The organism is Streptomyces radicis (genome assembly GCF_003626575.1).
Classification (GTDB): Bacteria; Actinomycetota; Actinomycetes; order Streptomycetales; family Streptomycetaceae; genus Streptomyces; species Streptomyces radicis.
On sequence record NZ_RBDY01000016.1, the window covers coordinates 129759 to 144102 of the forward strand.

Annotated in this window: 14 protein-coding genes; 11 read left to right on the forward strand and 3 right to left on the reverse strand. The window is 74.1% G+C overall.

The window, feature by feature from the left end; genetic code table 11:
• The first annotated feature begins 43 nt into the window (after positions 1-43).
• Both D7318_RS20470 and mmuM read left to right on the forward strand, forming a co-directional pair.
• Positions 44-964, forward strand: a complete 921-nt coding sequence (locus D7318_RS20470; protein WP_120698577.1) for an LLM class F420-dependent oxidoreductase — start codon at positions 44-46, stop codon at positions 962-964.
• Positions 964-1830 carry a homocysteine S-methyltransferase gene (mmuM, locus tag D7318_RS20475; protein ID WP_120698578.1) on the forward strand — a complete coding sequence of 289 codons (867 nt, stop codon included), beginning with the start codon at positions 964-966 and terminating at the stop codon, positions 1828-1830. The genes D7318_RS20470 and mmuM overlap by 1 nt, the downstream gene beginning before the upstream one ends.
• A gap of 391 nt (positions 1831-2221) precedes the next feature.
• Here mmuM and D7318_RS20480 read toward each other — a convergent pair whose 3' ends face one another.
• On the reverse strand, positions 2222-2770 hold the full coding sequence (locus tag D7318_RS20480; RefSeq protein WP_183091529.1) for an RICIN domain-containing protein: 549 nt from the start codon (positions 2768-2770) through the stop codon (positions 2222-2224).
• Between the two features lie 417 nt (positions 2771-3187).
• On the opposite strand from D7318_RS20480, the gene D7318_RS32920 reads away from it, so the two are divergent.
• From D7318_RS32920 to D7318_RS20500, 4 genes are all read left to right on the forward strand, one after another.
• Positions 3188-4756: a hypothetical protein gene (locus tag D7318_RS32920; protein ID WP_183091530.1), complete on the forward strand. Its 1569-nt coding sequence runs from the start codon at positions 3188-3190 to the stop codon at positions 4754-4756.
• A 68-nt stretch (positions 4757-4824) separates the two neighbouring features.
• Positions 4825-5259, forward strand: a complete 435-nt coding sequence (locus D7318_RS20490) for a nucleotide exchange factor GrpE (RefSeq protein WP_120698580.1) — start codon at positions 4825-4827, stop codon at positions 5257-5259.
• Positions 5256-7748 (forward strand): Hsp70 family protein, encoded by a 2493-nt coding sequence (locus D7318_RS34620; RefSeq protein WP_120698581.1) that lies wholly within the window; start codon positions 5256-5258, stop codon positions 7746-7748. The genes D7318_RS20490 and D7318_RS34620 overlap by 4 nt, the downstream gene beginning before the upstream one ends.
• A gap of 54 nt (positions 7749-7802) precedes the next feature.
• Positions 7803-8369, forward strand: coding sequence for a DUF1707 SHOCT-like domain-containing protein (locus tag D7318_RS20500; protein WP_120698582.1), 567 nt, complete (start codon positions 7803-7805; stop codon positions 8367-8369).
• A 20-nt stretch (positions 8370-8389) separates the two neighbouring features.
• Here the strand turns inward: D7318_RS20500 and D7318_RS20505 are convergent, their stop codons facing one another.
• A complete protein-coding gene (locus D7318_RS20505; RefSeq protein ID WP_220729724.1) occupies positions 8390-9862 on the reverse strand; it encodes an MFS transporter in 1473 nt (490 codons plus the stop codon).
• A 76-nt stretch (positions 9863-9938) separates the two neighbouring features.
• Between D7318_RS20505 and D7318_RS20510 the strand changes: the two genes are divergently transcribed.
• Positions 9939-10865: a MarR family winged helix-turn-helix transcriptional regulator gene (locus D7318_RS20510; protein WP_120698583.1), complete on the forward strand. Its 927-nt coding sequence runs from the start codon at positions 9939-9941 to the stop codon at positions 10863-10865.
• A gap of 144 nt (positions 10866-11009) precedes the next feature.
• Positions 11010-11252 carry a DUF397 domain-containing protein gene (locus tag D7318_RS20515; protein WP_120698584.1) on the forward strand — a complete coding sequence of 81 codons (243 nt, stop codon included), beginning with the start codon at positions 11010-11012 and terminating at the stop codon, positions 11250-11252.
• On the opposite strand, the gene D7318_RS20520 is transcribed toward D7318_RS20515, so the two are convergent.
• The gene (locus D7318_RS20520) at positions 11239-12000 is read right to left on the reverse strand and encodes an alpha/beta fold hydrolase (RefSeq protein ID WP_230423928.1); all 762 of its coding nucleotides are present in this window, start codon (positions 11998-12000) and stop codon (positions 11239-11241) included. The genes D7318_RS20515 and D7318_RS20520 overlap by 14 nt on opposite strands.
• Before the next feature lie 93 nt (positions 12001-12093).
• On the opposite strand from D7318_RS20520, the gene D7318_RS20525 reads away from it, so the two are divergent.
• The 3 genes from D7318_RS20525 (at position 12094) to D7318_RS20535 (ending at position 14194) form a co-directional block, all read left to right on the forward strand.
• A complete protein-coding gene (locus tag D7318_RS20525) occupies positions 12094-12783 on the forward strand; it encodes a YqeB family protein (RefSeq protein WP_120698585.1) in 690 nt (229 codons plus the stop codon).
• 33 nt (positions 12784-12816) lie between these two features.
• The gene (locus D7318_RS20530) at positions 12817-13398 is read left to right on the forward strand and encodes an O-methyltransferase (protein WP_120698586.1); all 582 of its coding nucleotides are present in this window, start codon (positions 12817-12819) and stop codon (positions 13396-13398) included.
• 127 nt (positions 13399-13525) lie between these two features.
• Positions 13526-14194 carry an NAD(P)H-binding protein gene (locus D7318_RS20535; protein WP_120698587.1) on the forward strand — a complete coding sequence of 223 codons (669 nt, stop codon included), beginning with the start codon at positions 13526-13528 and terminating at the stop codon, positions 14192-14194.
• Positions 14195-14344 lie beyond the last annotated feature (150 nt).

Consider the following 14344-nt stretch of genomic DNA (forward strand, 5'->3'; position numbering starts at 1 on the left):
CCCCGCGGACGGGCGGCGCGCGCGACGGCGGACAATGGGACCCATGGATCTGCGCATCTTCACCGAACCCCAGCAGGGCGCCGACTACGACACCCTGCTGGCCGTCGCCAAGGCCACGGAGGACCTGGGCTTCGACGCCTTCTTCCGGTCCGACCACTACCTCAGGATGGGCGACGTCGACGGCGATCCCGGGCCCACGGACGCCTGGCTCACGCTGGCCGGGCTCGCCAGGGAGACCAGCAGGATCCGGCTGGGCACGCTGATGACCGCGGCCACCTTCAGGCTGCCCGGCGTGCTGGCGATCCAGGTGGCGCAGGTGGACGCGATGTCGGGCGGGCGCGTCGAGTTCGGCCTGGGCGCCGGGTGGTACGAGGCCGAGCACACCGCCTACGGCATCCCGTTCCCCCGGGCCAAGTTCCCGCGCCTCGAGGAGCAGCTGGCGATCATCACCGGGCTGTGGGGGACGCCGGTGGGGGAGACGTTCTCCTACGAGGGCGAGCACTACCGGCTCACCGACTCGCCCGCGCTGCCCAAGCCCGCGCAGGCGCGGATCCCGGTGCTGCTCGGCGGCATGGGGAAGGAGCGGACGCCGCGCCTCGCGGCCCGTTACGCCGACGAGTTCAACGTGCCGTTCGCCTCGGTCGAGGACAGCGCCGCCCAGTTCGGGCGGGTGGCGAGGGCGGCCGAGGAGGCCGGGCGCAAGCCGGACGACCTGATCTACTCCAACGCCCTGGTGGTGTGCGTCGGCAGGGACGACGCCGAGGTGGCGCGCCGCGCGGAGGCGATCGGCCGCGACGCGGACGAGCTGCGGCGCAACGGCCTCGCGGGCTCGCCGTCCGAAGTGGTCGAGGCGATCGGCCGGTTCGCCGCGGTGGGCTCGTCGCGGATGTACCTCCAGGTGCTCGACCTGCACGACCTCGACCACCTGGAGCTGATCGCCTCCCAGGTCATGCCGCAGCTCTGATGTCGTTCCCGCCGCCGTCGGGGCCCGTGGTGCTGGACGGCGGGCTGTCCGACCAGCTCGTCGCCCAGGGCCGCGACCTGGGCGACGAGCTCTGGACGGCGCGGCTGCTCGTGGAGGAGCCCGAGCAGCTGCTCGCGGCGCACACGGCCTATGTGCGCGCCGGCGCGCGGGTCGTGATCTCCGGCAGCTACCAGGCGTCGTTCGAGGGCTTCGCGCGCCGGGGCATCGGACGGCGCGCGGCGGCGCGGCTGCTGGGCGACAGCGTGCGCCTGGCGCGCGCCTCGGGCGCGCGCTGGGTGGCCGCCTCGGTCGGCCCCTATGGCGCGACGCTGGCGGACGGCAGCGAGTACCGGGGGCGTTACGGACTGAGCGCCGCCGAGCTCGAACGCTTCCACCGCCCCAGGATCGAGGCCCTTCTCGCGGCGGGGCCCGACGTCCTGGCGCTCGAGACGATCCCGGACGCGGTCGAGGCCGAGGCCCTGGTGCGCGCGGTCCGCGGCTGTGGCGTTCCGGCCTGGCTCTCCCTGACGGTGGCGGGCGCGGCGACGCGCGCCGGGCAGCCGCTCGACGAGGCGTTCGGGGCGGCCGCCGCCGCGGACGAGGTGGTCGCGGTCGGCGTGAACTGCTGCGCGCCCGCCGATGTCCTCCCCGCGGTCACCCGCGCGACGGCGGTGACGGGCAGGCCCGCGGTGGCCTACCCCAACAGCGGCGCCTGGAGCCGCTCGGCCCGTCGGCCGTCCTCCCCGCCGTCCCTGCCCTCGCTCGCCCCGGCGTGGCTGGCCGCGGGGGCCCGACTCCTCGGCGGCTGTTGCGGGGTGGGCCCGGACACGATCGCCGCGATGGCGCGCGCCCTTCCCGCCTCCTGAGCCGACCGGCGGCCCGGCGGCGTGGCCGGACTCCGTGGTCGGACCCCGCGGCCGGACTCCGTGGTCGGACCCCGCGCCCTGGCGGCGCCTTCCGGCCGTCTCCCTTCGTGGGGGTTCGGTCGTGTTCGTCCCCGGCCGGGGACGGGAATTCGGGGCCCGTCCCGCGCCGTTCGGTAGCTGACGGGACACAGAAAGCGACCGAAACCGTCCGTTCGGCGATGGACTTCGCCCGGGACTCCGGCAGACTCGGCACAGAGGCCGATCCGTTACCTCCGCTGTGCAGGGCAGAGGTGAGGACGCCTTCCGACGGACCGCCCCGACTCTCCCGCCTCCCCGCGTACGGCCGGGCGCGGTCCGTCCCCTTCCGGGCGCGAGCCCCTGGCGCGCATCCTTATACGACCAGCCCGAACAGCTGCTCAGCGCCCCCGTCGCAGGGCACCGCCGACAGGCGGTTGTCCTGTCCCGGCGGGGCGATGGCGGGCGGCTGCGCCAGGCAGGTCTCGGTGGCCCGGTTGACGAACACCGTGCCGTCATCGCCCGACCGGATGTCCCAGCTCTCCAGCGGCCCGCCCCCGCAGGCCCGCTGCTCGACCCAGGGCCCGATCCCGAGCCGGGTCGCCGTCAGGCAGTTGCCCGTGGACTCGTTGACGACGGCCGTCCCGCCGTCCGTGTGATCCCTCAACTCCCAGCTCTGCGTGGGGCTTCCGCCGATCAGGCGCTCCATGCGGACATACGCGTCGGCGGCGGGGGCGTCCGGGCCCACCACGGTCGCGTACGTCGACAGCGTCAGGTCGCCGATCAGCACCGGCGACACGGGCGACACGGGCGACACCGGGGACACCGGGGCGTCCGTGGCGGCGTGGGCGGCTCCCACGGGCGCGAGCACGAGGGAGGCCAGCGCGGCGGCCCCCGCAACGGGTAAGAGCATGCGTGGTCTCATGGCGTGGAGTGTAGGGAGCGGGGCCCAGCTGTCCATGCCCCGCGAGGGACGCGACCTCCGCGCCCGGTCGGCCGATCCGCCGCGCGCGGGGCGATTGCCAACCGGCCGCGGCGCGACCACGATGGACCGCATGGGGGAGCGGGGGCACACCGTGGCACGCGGCATCGCGCCATGCCGCCGAACTCTCCTTCGCCGCACGGCCGTTCGGAGGGGCGCGCCCCGGAGCCCGACGGCGCGCGCGCCCGGCTCGCGTCCCGGACGGGCCGCCGGACGGGGGACCCCTCCCGGCGGAACACTGCGACACTTCCGTCAACGGTGCCCACCCGTCGCGCCCGCCGACGACCGGATCCGCCGCACCGCCGCACCCGCCGACCCAGCCGCACACCGAGCCAACAGGCCGAGCTCAGGGGGGAATTCATGGCCCATGTCGGGGCGCTGCCATGGCTGGCCGAGTCCGCCGACCGCGACCTCTACCGGCACAACGCCTTCCGGGTGAGCGGCCTTCCGGTGACCGCGACGCCGCGCGCCGTCCGGCGCCGCGGCGCGGAGCTGAGGGCGGCCGAGGCGCTGGGCGCCGCGGCGTCGCCCGGCGTCGGCTGGCTCGCCCTCGACCCGCGCCCCGACCATGCCGCCGTGCGCGAGGCGTTGCGCCGCCTGGACGACCCGCTCCGCCGCGTCGCCGACGAGCTGTTCTGGCTCTGGCCGCTCCCCGAGACCGACGGGCTCGACCTCGGGGCCGCCGCCGCCGTCTGGGAGTCGGCCGCCGCCCCGGCGCGCGGGGGCCGGGGCCGGCCGGGCGACGAGCTGCGCGGCATATCCCTGCACAACCTCGCCGTCCTCCACCACGCCTCGGTCCTCGAGTCCACCACCGGCGGGCCCGACGACTGGCGCCGCGCCTACCGCTACTGGCGCCTGGCCCTCGACGACGAGAGCTGCTGGCGTTGGCTCGACACCCGCATCGCGGCCCTGGCCGACCCCCGGCTGCGCGGCGTCACCGGCGACGTCGTCAGGGACGCGCTGCCCGCCGTGCTGCTGACCATCCACGCGGGCCCGGCCGTCGACGCGGCCCGCGCCAGGGGCGGCGACGCCACGGCGCGCCGACATGTGCAGATCATGGGGGAGTTCGCCCCCGACGGCACGGCCACGGCCGTCCTCGCCGAGGCGACCGCCACCATCGCCTCGGCCGTGCGGCTCCTCATCGACCACGCGGCCACCCCCACGGACGACCACGCGACCCTGGCGGCCTCCGCCGCCGAGCTGGTCGCCGGGGCCGAGGACGACCTGCGCGTGCTGCGCGTCGTGCTCGGCCCGACCCACCCGGTCGTCGAGGGCGCGGCGGACGCTGTCGCCTCCGGCGCGCACCAGCGCGTGGTCGCCTCCGTGAACAAGGGCCGCCACGGCACCGCCGACGGCGGCGCCCCCGATCTCGCCCGCGCCACCGACACGTTACGCCGGGCCCATGACATCGCCGCGACCGCCCATGTCCGCGCCCCGATCGAGCGTGACATCGCCGTCCTGCTCGCGGACGCCGTCATCCTCCACTGCAACGCCCTGGTCGGCGCCGACCGCCGGGCCGCCAGGAGCGGCATCGAGATGGCCGAGCAGCTGCTCACGGCGTCCGAGCCCCGCCTCGCCGAGCTGCGCCGCTACCGCCCCGACCCCGACGACCCGCAGTACGACCGCGCCAGCGACGCGTTGGCCGCCGCCGTCTGCCAGCTGGTGACGCTCTACTTCAACGCCACCGCCAACGCCCGGGCGGCGCTTCCGCTCTACGAGCGCGCCCGGCGGTTCGCCCGCAGCCATGAGGTGCGCAGGATCATCCAGCAGAACATCGACGTCGTCGGCTCGCTCTCGGGGCGCGCGGGCCCGCCGCGCGCCGTGCTCACGGGAGGTGAGCGGGTCAAGGTCGCGCTCGGCTGCCTGGGGGCGCTGCTGCTGGTGCTCGGGCCCATTGCGGCCTTCATCTACAGCCTCACGCAAGGCTGATCGAGCCCCGTCCGAGCCTGTCCGAGCCTGCCCCATCCCGTCCGATTCCGACCGACGAACGAGGTGTGATGTCCCAGAAACCGCCAGGAGCGGTCACGCTCGACGCCGACGCGCTGGCCGAAATCGCCACCGCCGCATGGAGGTTGCGCAACAAGGTCGAGGCCACCGAGGACACGCCCCCGGGCGTCAGGAGGCACACCCAGGCGCTGGCGGACACGCTGGCCGAGGCGGGGCTCGAGACCCGCTCCTACGAGGGCACGCCGTTCGATCCCGGGCTGCGCATGCGGGTCCTCGCCTACCAGCCCACGCCGGGTCTCGAGCGCGACGAGGTCATCGAGACCCTGCGCCCCGCCGTCTACCTCAACGGCAGCGCCCTGACCCTGGGTGAGGTCATCGTCGGCACCCCGCCCGAGGAACCGCGCCCCGCGCCCGCGCGGTCCCGGGAGGAGAAGCCGTCCGAGCCCGAAGAACCGAAGCCAGAAAGCGAGGACACCCCCACGTGAGCAGCGGGACCATCGACGTCGGCATCGACCTGGGCACCACCAACAGCGCGGTCGCCGTGCTGCGGGGCGTCCACACCGAGGTCATCAAGAACAACGACGGCGACGAGACCACCCCGTCCGCCGTCTGGATCGACCGCAGGAACCGCCTCTATGTGGGCCGCGCCGCCAGGGACCGCAGCGAGCGTGACCCGGACAACACCTGCATCGAGTTCAAGCTGAGGATGGGAACGGCCGGTCAGGACAAGCGTTTTCCCGCCTCGGGCCGCACCCTGACCCCCGAGCAGCTCTCCGCCGAGGTGCTGGCCTCGCTGCGCGCCGACGTCGCCGCCCGCCTTGAGCAGGAGGTCCGCGCCGCCGTCATCACGGTGCCCGCCGCCTTCGGCCTCGGCCCGTGCGAGGCCACGCAGCGGGCCGCCGAGCTCGCGGGGCTGACCTTCACCCGCCTCCTCCAGGAGCCGGCCGCCGCCGCCCACGCCTATGGCTTCCAGGCGACCGAGGAGAACGCCATGTGGCTGGTCTACGACTTCGGCGGCGGAACGTTCGACGCCGCCGTGATCCGGCTGCGGGACGGCGAGTTCTCCGTGGTGGGGCACTGCGGCGACAACTACCTGGGCGGCAAGCTCATCGACTGGCGCATCGTCGAGGAGCTGCTGATCCCCGAGGCCGTCCGCCAGGTTCCCGAGTTGGCCGGGCTCGCGCGCGGAAACCCCCGCTGGCTCGGGGCCGTGGCCGCCCTCAAGCAGGCGGCCGAGACCGCCAAGATCCGCCTCTCCCGCGCCCCCACGGCCGACATCCTGGTCGAGCTCGCCGACGACACGGGGCGCCGCTTCGAGTTCGACCACGAGCTGAGCCGGGCCGATGTCGAGGCGCTGGCCGAGCCGTTGGTGGCCCGTTCGATCAACCTCTGCCGCACGGCGCTCGAGGAGTTCGGCGTGGGCCCCGCGGACATCGAGAAGACCATCATGGTGGGCGGCCAGACCGCCATGCCGTTCCTCCGCGAGCGCCTGGCCGACCCGGCCAGGGGCCTCGGCATCCCGCTGGACTTCGGCCATGACCCGATGACCGTCGTGGCGCGCGGCGCCGCCGTCTTCGCCGGGGCCCAGCCGCTGCCCGCCGACTGGTCCGCACCCGCCCCGCGGGCGGGCGCGTTCTCCCTGCGCGCCGAGTACCCGCGCGTCAGCCCCGACCTCGACCCCGTCGTGGTCGGCCGCGTCACCGGCACGGAAGGCGCCCCCACCGAAGGGCTGGCCGTCGAGCTGGTCAACGAGGAGTCCGACCCGCCCTGGCGCAGCGGACGCGTCCCGGTCTCCGAACGCGGCGACTTCACCAGCGTCCTGCGCGCCGAGCCGGGGCGCCGGAACGTCTTCCGGGTCCATGTCACCGACGCCTCAGGCACCCGCTGGCCCGTCACCCCCGACCATCTCGGCTACACCGTCGGCGCCGTCGAGACGGAGCCGATGCTCACCCACGCGATCGGCGTGGCCCTCGCCGACAACCAGGTGCGCGGGCTGGTCGAGCGCGGCGCGCGCCTGCCCGTGCGGCGCACCACCCCGTTGCGCACCACCGTCACGGTGGACCGGGGTCACGGCGGCGGGCTGATCCGCATCCCCGTCCTCGAGGGCGAGCGGCCCCGCGCCGACCGGAACCGCACGATCGGCTCCATCGAGGTCGGCGCCGACCGCGTCAGCCGGGCGGTGCCCGCGGGCAGCGAGGTCCGGCTCACCGTGGAGATCGACGCCTCGCGGCTGGTGAAGGTCAGCGCGTTCGTGCCGCTGCTCGACGAGGTCTTCGAGACCACGGTCAGCCTGCTGAGCGAACCGGTCGTGGACACCCGCGAGTTGGAGATGGACGCCGGTGCGGAGCGCGCCAGGCTCGCCCAGCTCGCCGAGCGCGGACGCGACGTGGACAGCCCGGTCGCCGACCTGCTGCTGCAACGCGTCGTGGACGAGGACCTCGACGGTGAGCTCGACCGCGCGGTGGACGCCGCCCGCCAGGACCCTTCCGAGTCGGGCCGCGCCAACAGCCGCCTGCTCGACCTGCGGCTCGCCCTCGACGCGGTCGAGGACGAGCTGGCCTGGCCCGAGCTGGTCCGCCAGGCCGAGGCGGTGGTCACCGAGGTCCGCGACCTGATCGCGGCCCACGGCAGCGAGTCGGACAAGGCCGATCTCCCGCTCTACGAGCGGGACATCCAGCGCGCCATCGAGTCGCGCGACGCGGATCTGCTGCGCCAGCGCACCGACCGCCTCCGCGAGCACGCGATGCGCGTCCTCGACCGCTCGGGCGTGCTGCAACCTCTGGTCTTCGACAACCTGGCCGCCCACCAGTCCTCCATGCGCTATCCCGAACGCGCCGCCCGCCTGATCGCCGAGGGCCGACGCGCCCGCGACACCGGCGAGGAGGAGCGCCTGCGCTCGATCAACATCGAGCTGCAATCGCTTCTCCCCGAGGCCCCGCCCTCCATCCTGGGAGGCGACAGCACGGTCCTGTGAACGCCTCGGCCGACGGCGGTCCCGCCGCCCGCACGCCGTGCGACAATCACGCGCATGAGTGAGCGAGAGCTGCTGGCCTCCGACGGGGAGCGCGACCGCGCCGCCGAGCGCGTGCGGGAGGCCGCGGCCGAGGGCCGCATCCGGCTGCCCGACGTGGACGGGCGGCTGTCCCAGGTGTACGAGGCGAGGACGCGCGGCGATCTCGAGCTGGCCACCCGCGACCTCCCCGAGCCTCGCGTCGTCGACGAACGGCCCACCTCCCGCGCCGCCGTGGCCATCTTCGGCGGCTACGACAGGGGTGGTCACTGGGTGGTGCCCGCGAAGTTCACCGCGTGGTCGATGTTCGGCGGGGGCGGGATCGACCTGACCGAGGCCCAACTGACGTCGCGTGAGACGGCCATCACGGTCGTCGCCCTGTGGGGCGGCGCCGACATCGTCGTCCCCGACGACGTCGAGGTGGAGGTCAAGGGCTTCGGGATCTTCGGCGGCTTCGGCAAGAGCGGCCGTAACCGAGGCAGGCCGGGCGCCCCCAGGATCGTCATCCGTGGCTTCGCGATGTTCGGTGGGGTGGGCACGCGGAAGAAGCCGCGCAAGGACCGCAAGGGCCTCACCCAGGACTGAGCCCCCTCACGGGCGGGCGGTCACGCCCCGCGGCCCGCGGAGTCCGTGGCGCGCGCGGCACCGGGCGTCTCCGCCGCCGACGCCCCCGCGGGCCCAGGCTGTCGCGGTGGAGCCTGCACGAAGTCCCGCGCGCGGATCAGCAGAACGCTCGCCGCCCCCGCCGCCAGCGCCACCCCGCCCCCCACCCACAGGATCACCCGGAACCCGTCGACGAACCCGCCGTCCGCCGTCCGCGCCGCGAACACCGAGCCCAGCGTCGCGATCCCGGTGGCCAGCCCGATCTGCCGCGCCGTCGCGTTGATCCCCGACGCCATCCCGGCCTGCGCGGGCCGCACGACGCCCACCGCCGTCGCCGCGAGCGACACCGTCACCATGCCGGAGCCCGCCCCCGCGACCAGCATCCCCGGCAGCAGCCGCGTCCACCCCCCTTCCGTCTCCACCAGTCCGCCCATCAGCAGCACCCCGACCCCGACAAGACCGAATCCGCCGCCGATCAGCCACCGCGCCGACCCCGCGCCCGCGAGCCGCCCCGCCACCGTCGAGGCCGCGAACATCGCCGCCGTGAGGGCCAGGAAGCGCACCCCCGTCTCGGCGGGGGAGAAACCGAGCTCGTCCTGGAAGTAGAGCACCAGGAAGGTGAAGAGGGAGTAAATGGACGCGCTCAGCCCGAACGCCGCGACGAGACCGCCCGTGAACGTCGGCGTCCTGAACAGCCGCAGGTCCAGCATCGGTTCGCGCCGCCGTGCCTCCACCGCCACGAACGCCGCGCACAGCACCGCCGCGCCGACCAGGCACCCCACCACCGAGGGCCGCCCCCAGCCGCCGGACGACTCCGTCAGCCCGTACACCAGCAGCACGAGCGTGCCTCCGAACGCCGCGAACCCCGCCCAGTCGGGCCGCACCGCCGCGGGGCCGCGCGACTCGGCCACCTTCGCGAGCGTCACCGCCACCACGGCGAGGCCCACCGGCACGTTGACGAAGAAGATCCAGCGCCAGTTCAGGCCGCTGGTCAGCAGCCCGCCGAGCAGCGGCCCCGCCGCCACCGAACCCCCGGCCACCGCCCCGTAGACGCCGAAGGCCATGCCCCGTTCGCGCCGGCGCGCGCCGTCGCCGCCCGCGAACGCCTCGCTCAGCAGCGCGAGCGACGTCGCCCACAGGATCGCCCCGCCGATCCCCTGACCCGCCCGCGCGAGCGCCAGGAACAACGGCCCCGTCGCCAGGCCGCACAGCAGCGAGCACGCCGTGAACAGGCCGACCCCGACCGCGTACATGCGCCTGCGCCCCCACAGGTCGGCGAGCGATCCCCCGGTCACCAGACCGGCCGCCAGCGCCAGCGCGTACGCGTTGACCACCCACTGCAATCCGGACAGCGACGCGTCGAAGTCGTCGCCGATCTCGGGGAGCGCGACATTCACGATCGTGATGTCGACCACCAGCATGAACACCCCGGCGACCACCGCCACCAGGGTCCACCACCTCTGCGTCAGCAACATGGCAGCGACCCTAAGGGTCCGCTCTCCTAATCGTCAATGTACCTAATTATCTGCTCTGCTTGGTAACCTCCGAACCGTGACCGACATCGCCGCGCCCGCCATCGACCCCCGGCTCGTCGGCTTCACCGCGTTCCTGGCCCGCCGCGCCTCCGTCCGCGCCGAGCGCCTCGCCCTGGCCCAGCTGCCCCGGGGACGCAGGCCACGCGAGCTGACCGTGCTGACCCTGCTCGCCGAGGAGGGGCCCCACTCCCAGGCGCGCCTCGCCTCCCGCCTCGAGGTCAACAGGACCGTGATGATCTCCCTCATCGACGGCCTCGAGGGCGCCGACCTGGTCCGCAGGGAGCGCGACCCCGCCGACCGCAGGCGCTACGCCCTCCGCCTCACCGACGCGGGCGCGGCCGAGCTCGCGCGGATGGACGAGGCGACCGACCGGGCCGAACGCGCCCTGCACGCGCCCTTGTCCACGCCCGCGGCACGTCGGCGGCTCGGCGACCTGCTGAGGTCGCTCGTCCCCGACCTGGCCGCCGCGCTCCCGGCGCGGGTCACCGCGCGCACGGGGTTCCTGCTGGCGCGGGTGGCCTGGCGGCTCGGCGGCCGACGGGAGGCGGGCCTGCGCGCCCACGGCATCGAGCCCCGCTGTGTCGCCATGCTCGTCGCCCTCGACGTCGCCCAGCCCTGCACACAGGAGCGCCTCGCCGCCGCACTCGGCGTCGCGGGGCCGAGCATCGTCGCGGCCGTCGACGACCTGCACACCGGCGACCTCATCCGCCGCGACCGCAACCCCGCCGACCGCCGCGAGCACATCCTGTGCCTCACCCCGACCGGCGCGGACCACCTCACCAGGGCGCTGGACGCGGAGGGCGCCGTGCAGCGCGAGATCGCCGCCGACCTCGGGGAGCGGGAGGCGTCCGAGCTGAACGGCCTCCTGCTCGCCCTGCTCTCACCCCGGGGCGAGGGGCCGGGCGGCGGGGCCGTCGGGGAACGCCCCGCCGACGCGCGGTGAGCCGCCGCCCGGACGTCGAACCCCGGCCGCCCCGGCGGCGATTCGGCCAAGGGCGGCGCCCCGTCTGCCCGGATATGGGATGCTGCGGTCAGGACTCGACCCTGAGAAGTCCGTGCACCTGATCGCATGTTTGGCAGGAGATCTATGAACGGTCAACTGGCCTGGTTCAAGAGCAGCTACAGCACCGACTCCGGCGGCAACTGTCTCGAAGTGGCCGTCTCCTGGCGGAAGTCCGGCCTCGGCGGCGCGGCGTGTGCCGGGACCGTCGGCGTCCGCACCGTCCACGCCGTCCACGTCCGGGACTCGAAGGACACCGCACGCCCCGGCCTTGCGGTCTCGCCCGCCGCATGGGCCGCGTTCGCCGGGGGACCGCTCACGCGGTCATGAAGTCCAGCATCAAACGAGCCGTGTCCGCGGGGCGTTCGAGGCTGGGGAGGTGTCCGGCCCAGGGGAGCTCGAGGTGCCTGGCACCGCTCACCACCTGAGGCAGGCCCGCCGCGATCTCCCGGAAGTCCGGGAGATCGTGGGCCCCGGACACCGCGAGCGTCCGCGCCTTGATCGCGCTCAGATCGAACTCCACGTCGACGTCCTCGACATCAGGGGCGGTCGACTGCACCTCGAACGCTCGGCGTTGCATCATCCGCACCATCGCCCGGGTGTTGCCGTCCGCCTCGGGGCCGAGCCACGTCGTGACGTTCAGCTCCACCGCGGCGTCGAGGTCACCGGCCTCGAGGAGCTCGTCCTCGCGACGGCCGAACTCCCGCAGCGCCTCCGACTTCTCCCGGCCGGGCTGGGCCGTCGCGAGCAGCAGCAGCGACGTCACCCGCTCCGGCCAGCGCGCCGCCAGCTCGAGCCCCACCTGGCCGCCCCCCGACGAGGCGATGACCGCCGTCTCCCGCACATCGAGCGCGTCCAGCAGCCGCAACACGTCGTCGGCGTCGCGATAGGGCTCCTCGCCGGGCGGCGTGTCACCGAAGGCGCGGAAGTCGCAGCGGATGAGGCGGAAGCCCGCGTCCAGCAGGATCCGCCACTGTGGATCCCACATCCTCCGGTCACAGACCGTGGAGTGGAGCAGCAGTACCACGGGGCCTTCGCGAACCGCGCCGTGGTCATGGGCGAGGAGAGGGAGGGGCACCCGCGAACCCTACAACTAAAGTTGACCTTCGGCAGGCGCTTTCCAGACCTTCGTCAGATGTGCGGTGCCACACCGGTCACCTACCGTGATCCCATGAGGTCAAGCGAGACAACGGAGCTGGGTCTGTCCCTCGGGGACCGGCTCCTGATCATCGTCGGCGCCCCCGTGGTGGCGACGCCCCTGGGCTTCGCCCTGCCGTCGATCGCGGACTGGGCGGACGACCGGCCCTGGCTCCCGCTGCCGGGACCGCTGGCCGCCATCGCCGAGTTGGAGGGGGGCTGGGTGGCCCTCGCCCTCGGCGGCGCAGGACTCGTCCTGGGCCTCCTCGGAGGGCTGTTCCTGGTCCATGAGTGCCTGAAGGTCACCCTCTCCGACAAGGACATCAGGATCGACAAGGGCGACCGGAGCCGGCGCATCCCCCGGGCCGATGTCGGGACCGCCTTCGTGGACGGCAAGCGACTGGTCATCCTCGACCCGGAGACCAGGGAGCTGATACGGGAGGAGTTCGAGGGGAAGCGCTCCGCCCTGGCCGAGGGGTTCAGGGCCCATGGATACCCCTGGCACCCCGACGGGGACCCGCACGCCGACCTCTACCGCCGCTGGGTCCCCGACACCCCCGACATCCCCTCGGCCGCCAACGCCCTTCTGAAAGCCCGCGAATCGGCCCTGAAGAGGAAGCGGAAGGACGACATCACCGAGCTGCACGCGGAGATACAGAAGCTCGGCATAGTGATCCGCGACGAGCCCCCCAAGCAGTACTGGCGCCCGCTCGTCCCGCACTGATCCGCCCGCGGCGACCCGCGGCATGATTCCCCCATGTCGCATCACGGAACGGACGCGTACCTGGGTGTCACTGATCTGCCGCCCCTCGTCGCCCGCGCGGTCACGGTGGCCGGGGAGCGGGGCTTCGCCCACTCCTGCCGCCCCGAACAGGGCCGTCTGCTAAAGGCCTTGGCCTCGGGCGCCCTCACGGCGATCGGCGAGACCGGCACGGGCTGCGGCGTCGGCCTCGCCTGGCTCGCCTCGGGCGCGGGACCGGACGTCCGCCTGGTCAGCGTCGAACGCAATCCCGTGCTCGCCCGGATCGCCGCCGACCTCTTCGACGACGACCCCCGGGTCACCGTGCTCCGCGGCGAGTGGCGCGAGATCGTCGCCCATGGCCCGTTCGACCTGCTCGCCCTCGACGGGGGCGGTCAGGGCAAGCGCCCCGGCGATGCGCCGGCCGACCCCGAGGAGCTGCTCACGCCTCAAGGCACCCTGCTGATCGACGACTTCACCCCCGGCTTCCACCCCGATCCGCCCCGCGAGCACTGGCTCACCCACCCCGCGCTCACCACCGTCGAGCTCCGCCTCGCCCCCGACTTCGCGACCCTCGTCGGAACGCACGGCCGCCGGTGACCGGCTCGGCCGGAGTGCCGTCAACGTCTCTTCTCGCCGGGCCGGTTGGCGTACCGGAGAATTCTCCAGTACGTTGAGGGGACTTCCTTCCGGAGAGATCTCCGGAACGGCACGGGAAGGGATCCCCATGCATGTGGTCGTCTTCGGCGCGACGGGCATGATCGGACACGGGGCGCTGCTGGCCGCCCTGGACGCCGACGATGTCACCACGGTGACCGCCGTCGTCCGCCGCCCCCTCGCGGTGCGCCACCCCAAGCTGCGCGAGGTCGTCCACGACGACTTCACCGACTACGGCGGCGTCGCCGAGCGGTTCGCGGGCGCGGACGCCTGCTTCTTCTGCCTGGGCGTGTCCTCCGCGGGGCTCTCCGAGGAGCGGTACACCGAGATCACCCGCGACTACCCTTTGGCCGCGGCCCGCGCGCTCGCCGAGGTCAACCCCCGGCTCGCGTTCGTCTACGTGTCGGGGGCCGGTGCCGACCCGACGAGCGGCACGATGTGGGCCAGGGTGAAGGGCCGGGCCGAGGAGGACCTGCACGCCACGGGTCTGCGCGTCTCGGCGTTCCGCCCCGCCTACATCCAGCCGCGCCGCGGCGCCCGCTCGGCCACGCGCGCCTACCGCCTGCTGTACGGAGTGCTCGGTCCCCTCTACCCCGTGCTGCGCCGCCTGTTCCCGCGCCACACGACCACGACGGACGCCGTGGGGGCCGCGATGCTCACGGTCGCCCGCGGGAAGGTGCCCACGCCGCGCATCGCGGTCACCGCCGAGATCAACCACCTCGCCGCCGCTCCGGCCTGACCGCCGCGCGTCCCTCCCGGCCGCTAGTACTACAGGGCTAGATCTTGATCATCTGGAGTCGTAGTCGTCTTCGGAAATGGTGCCGTCGTGCCTCTGCCTGATGCGCACGCCGCCAGATCGACCAGCGAAGTCCCTGGTCGATGGCGATGC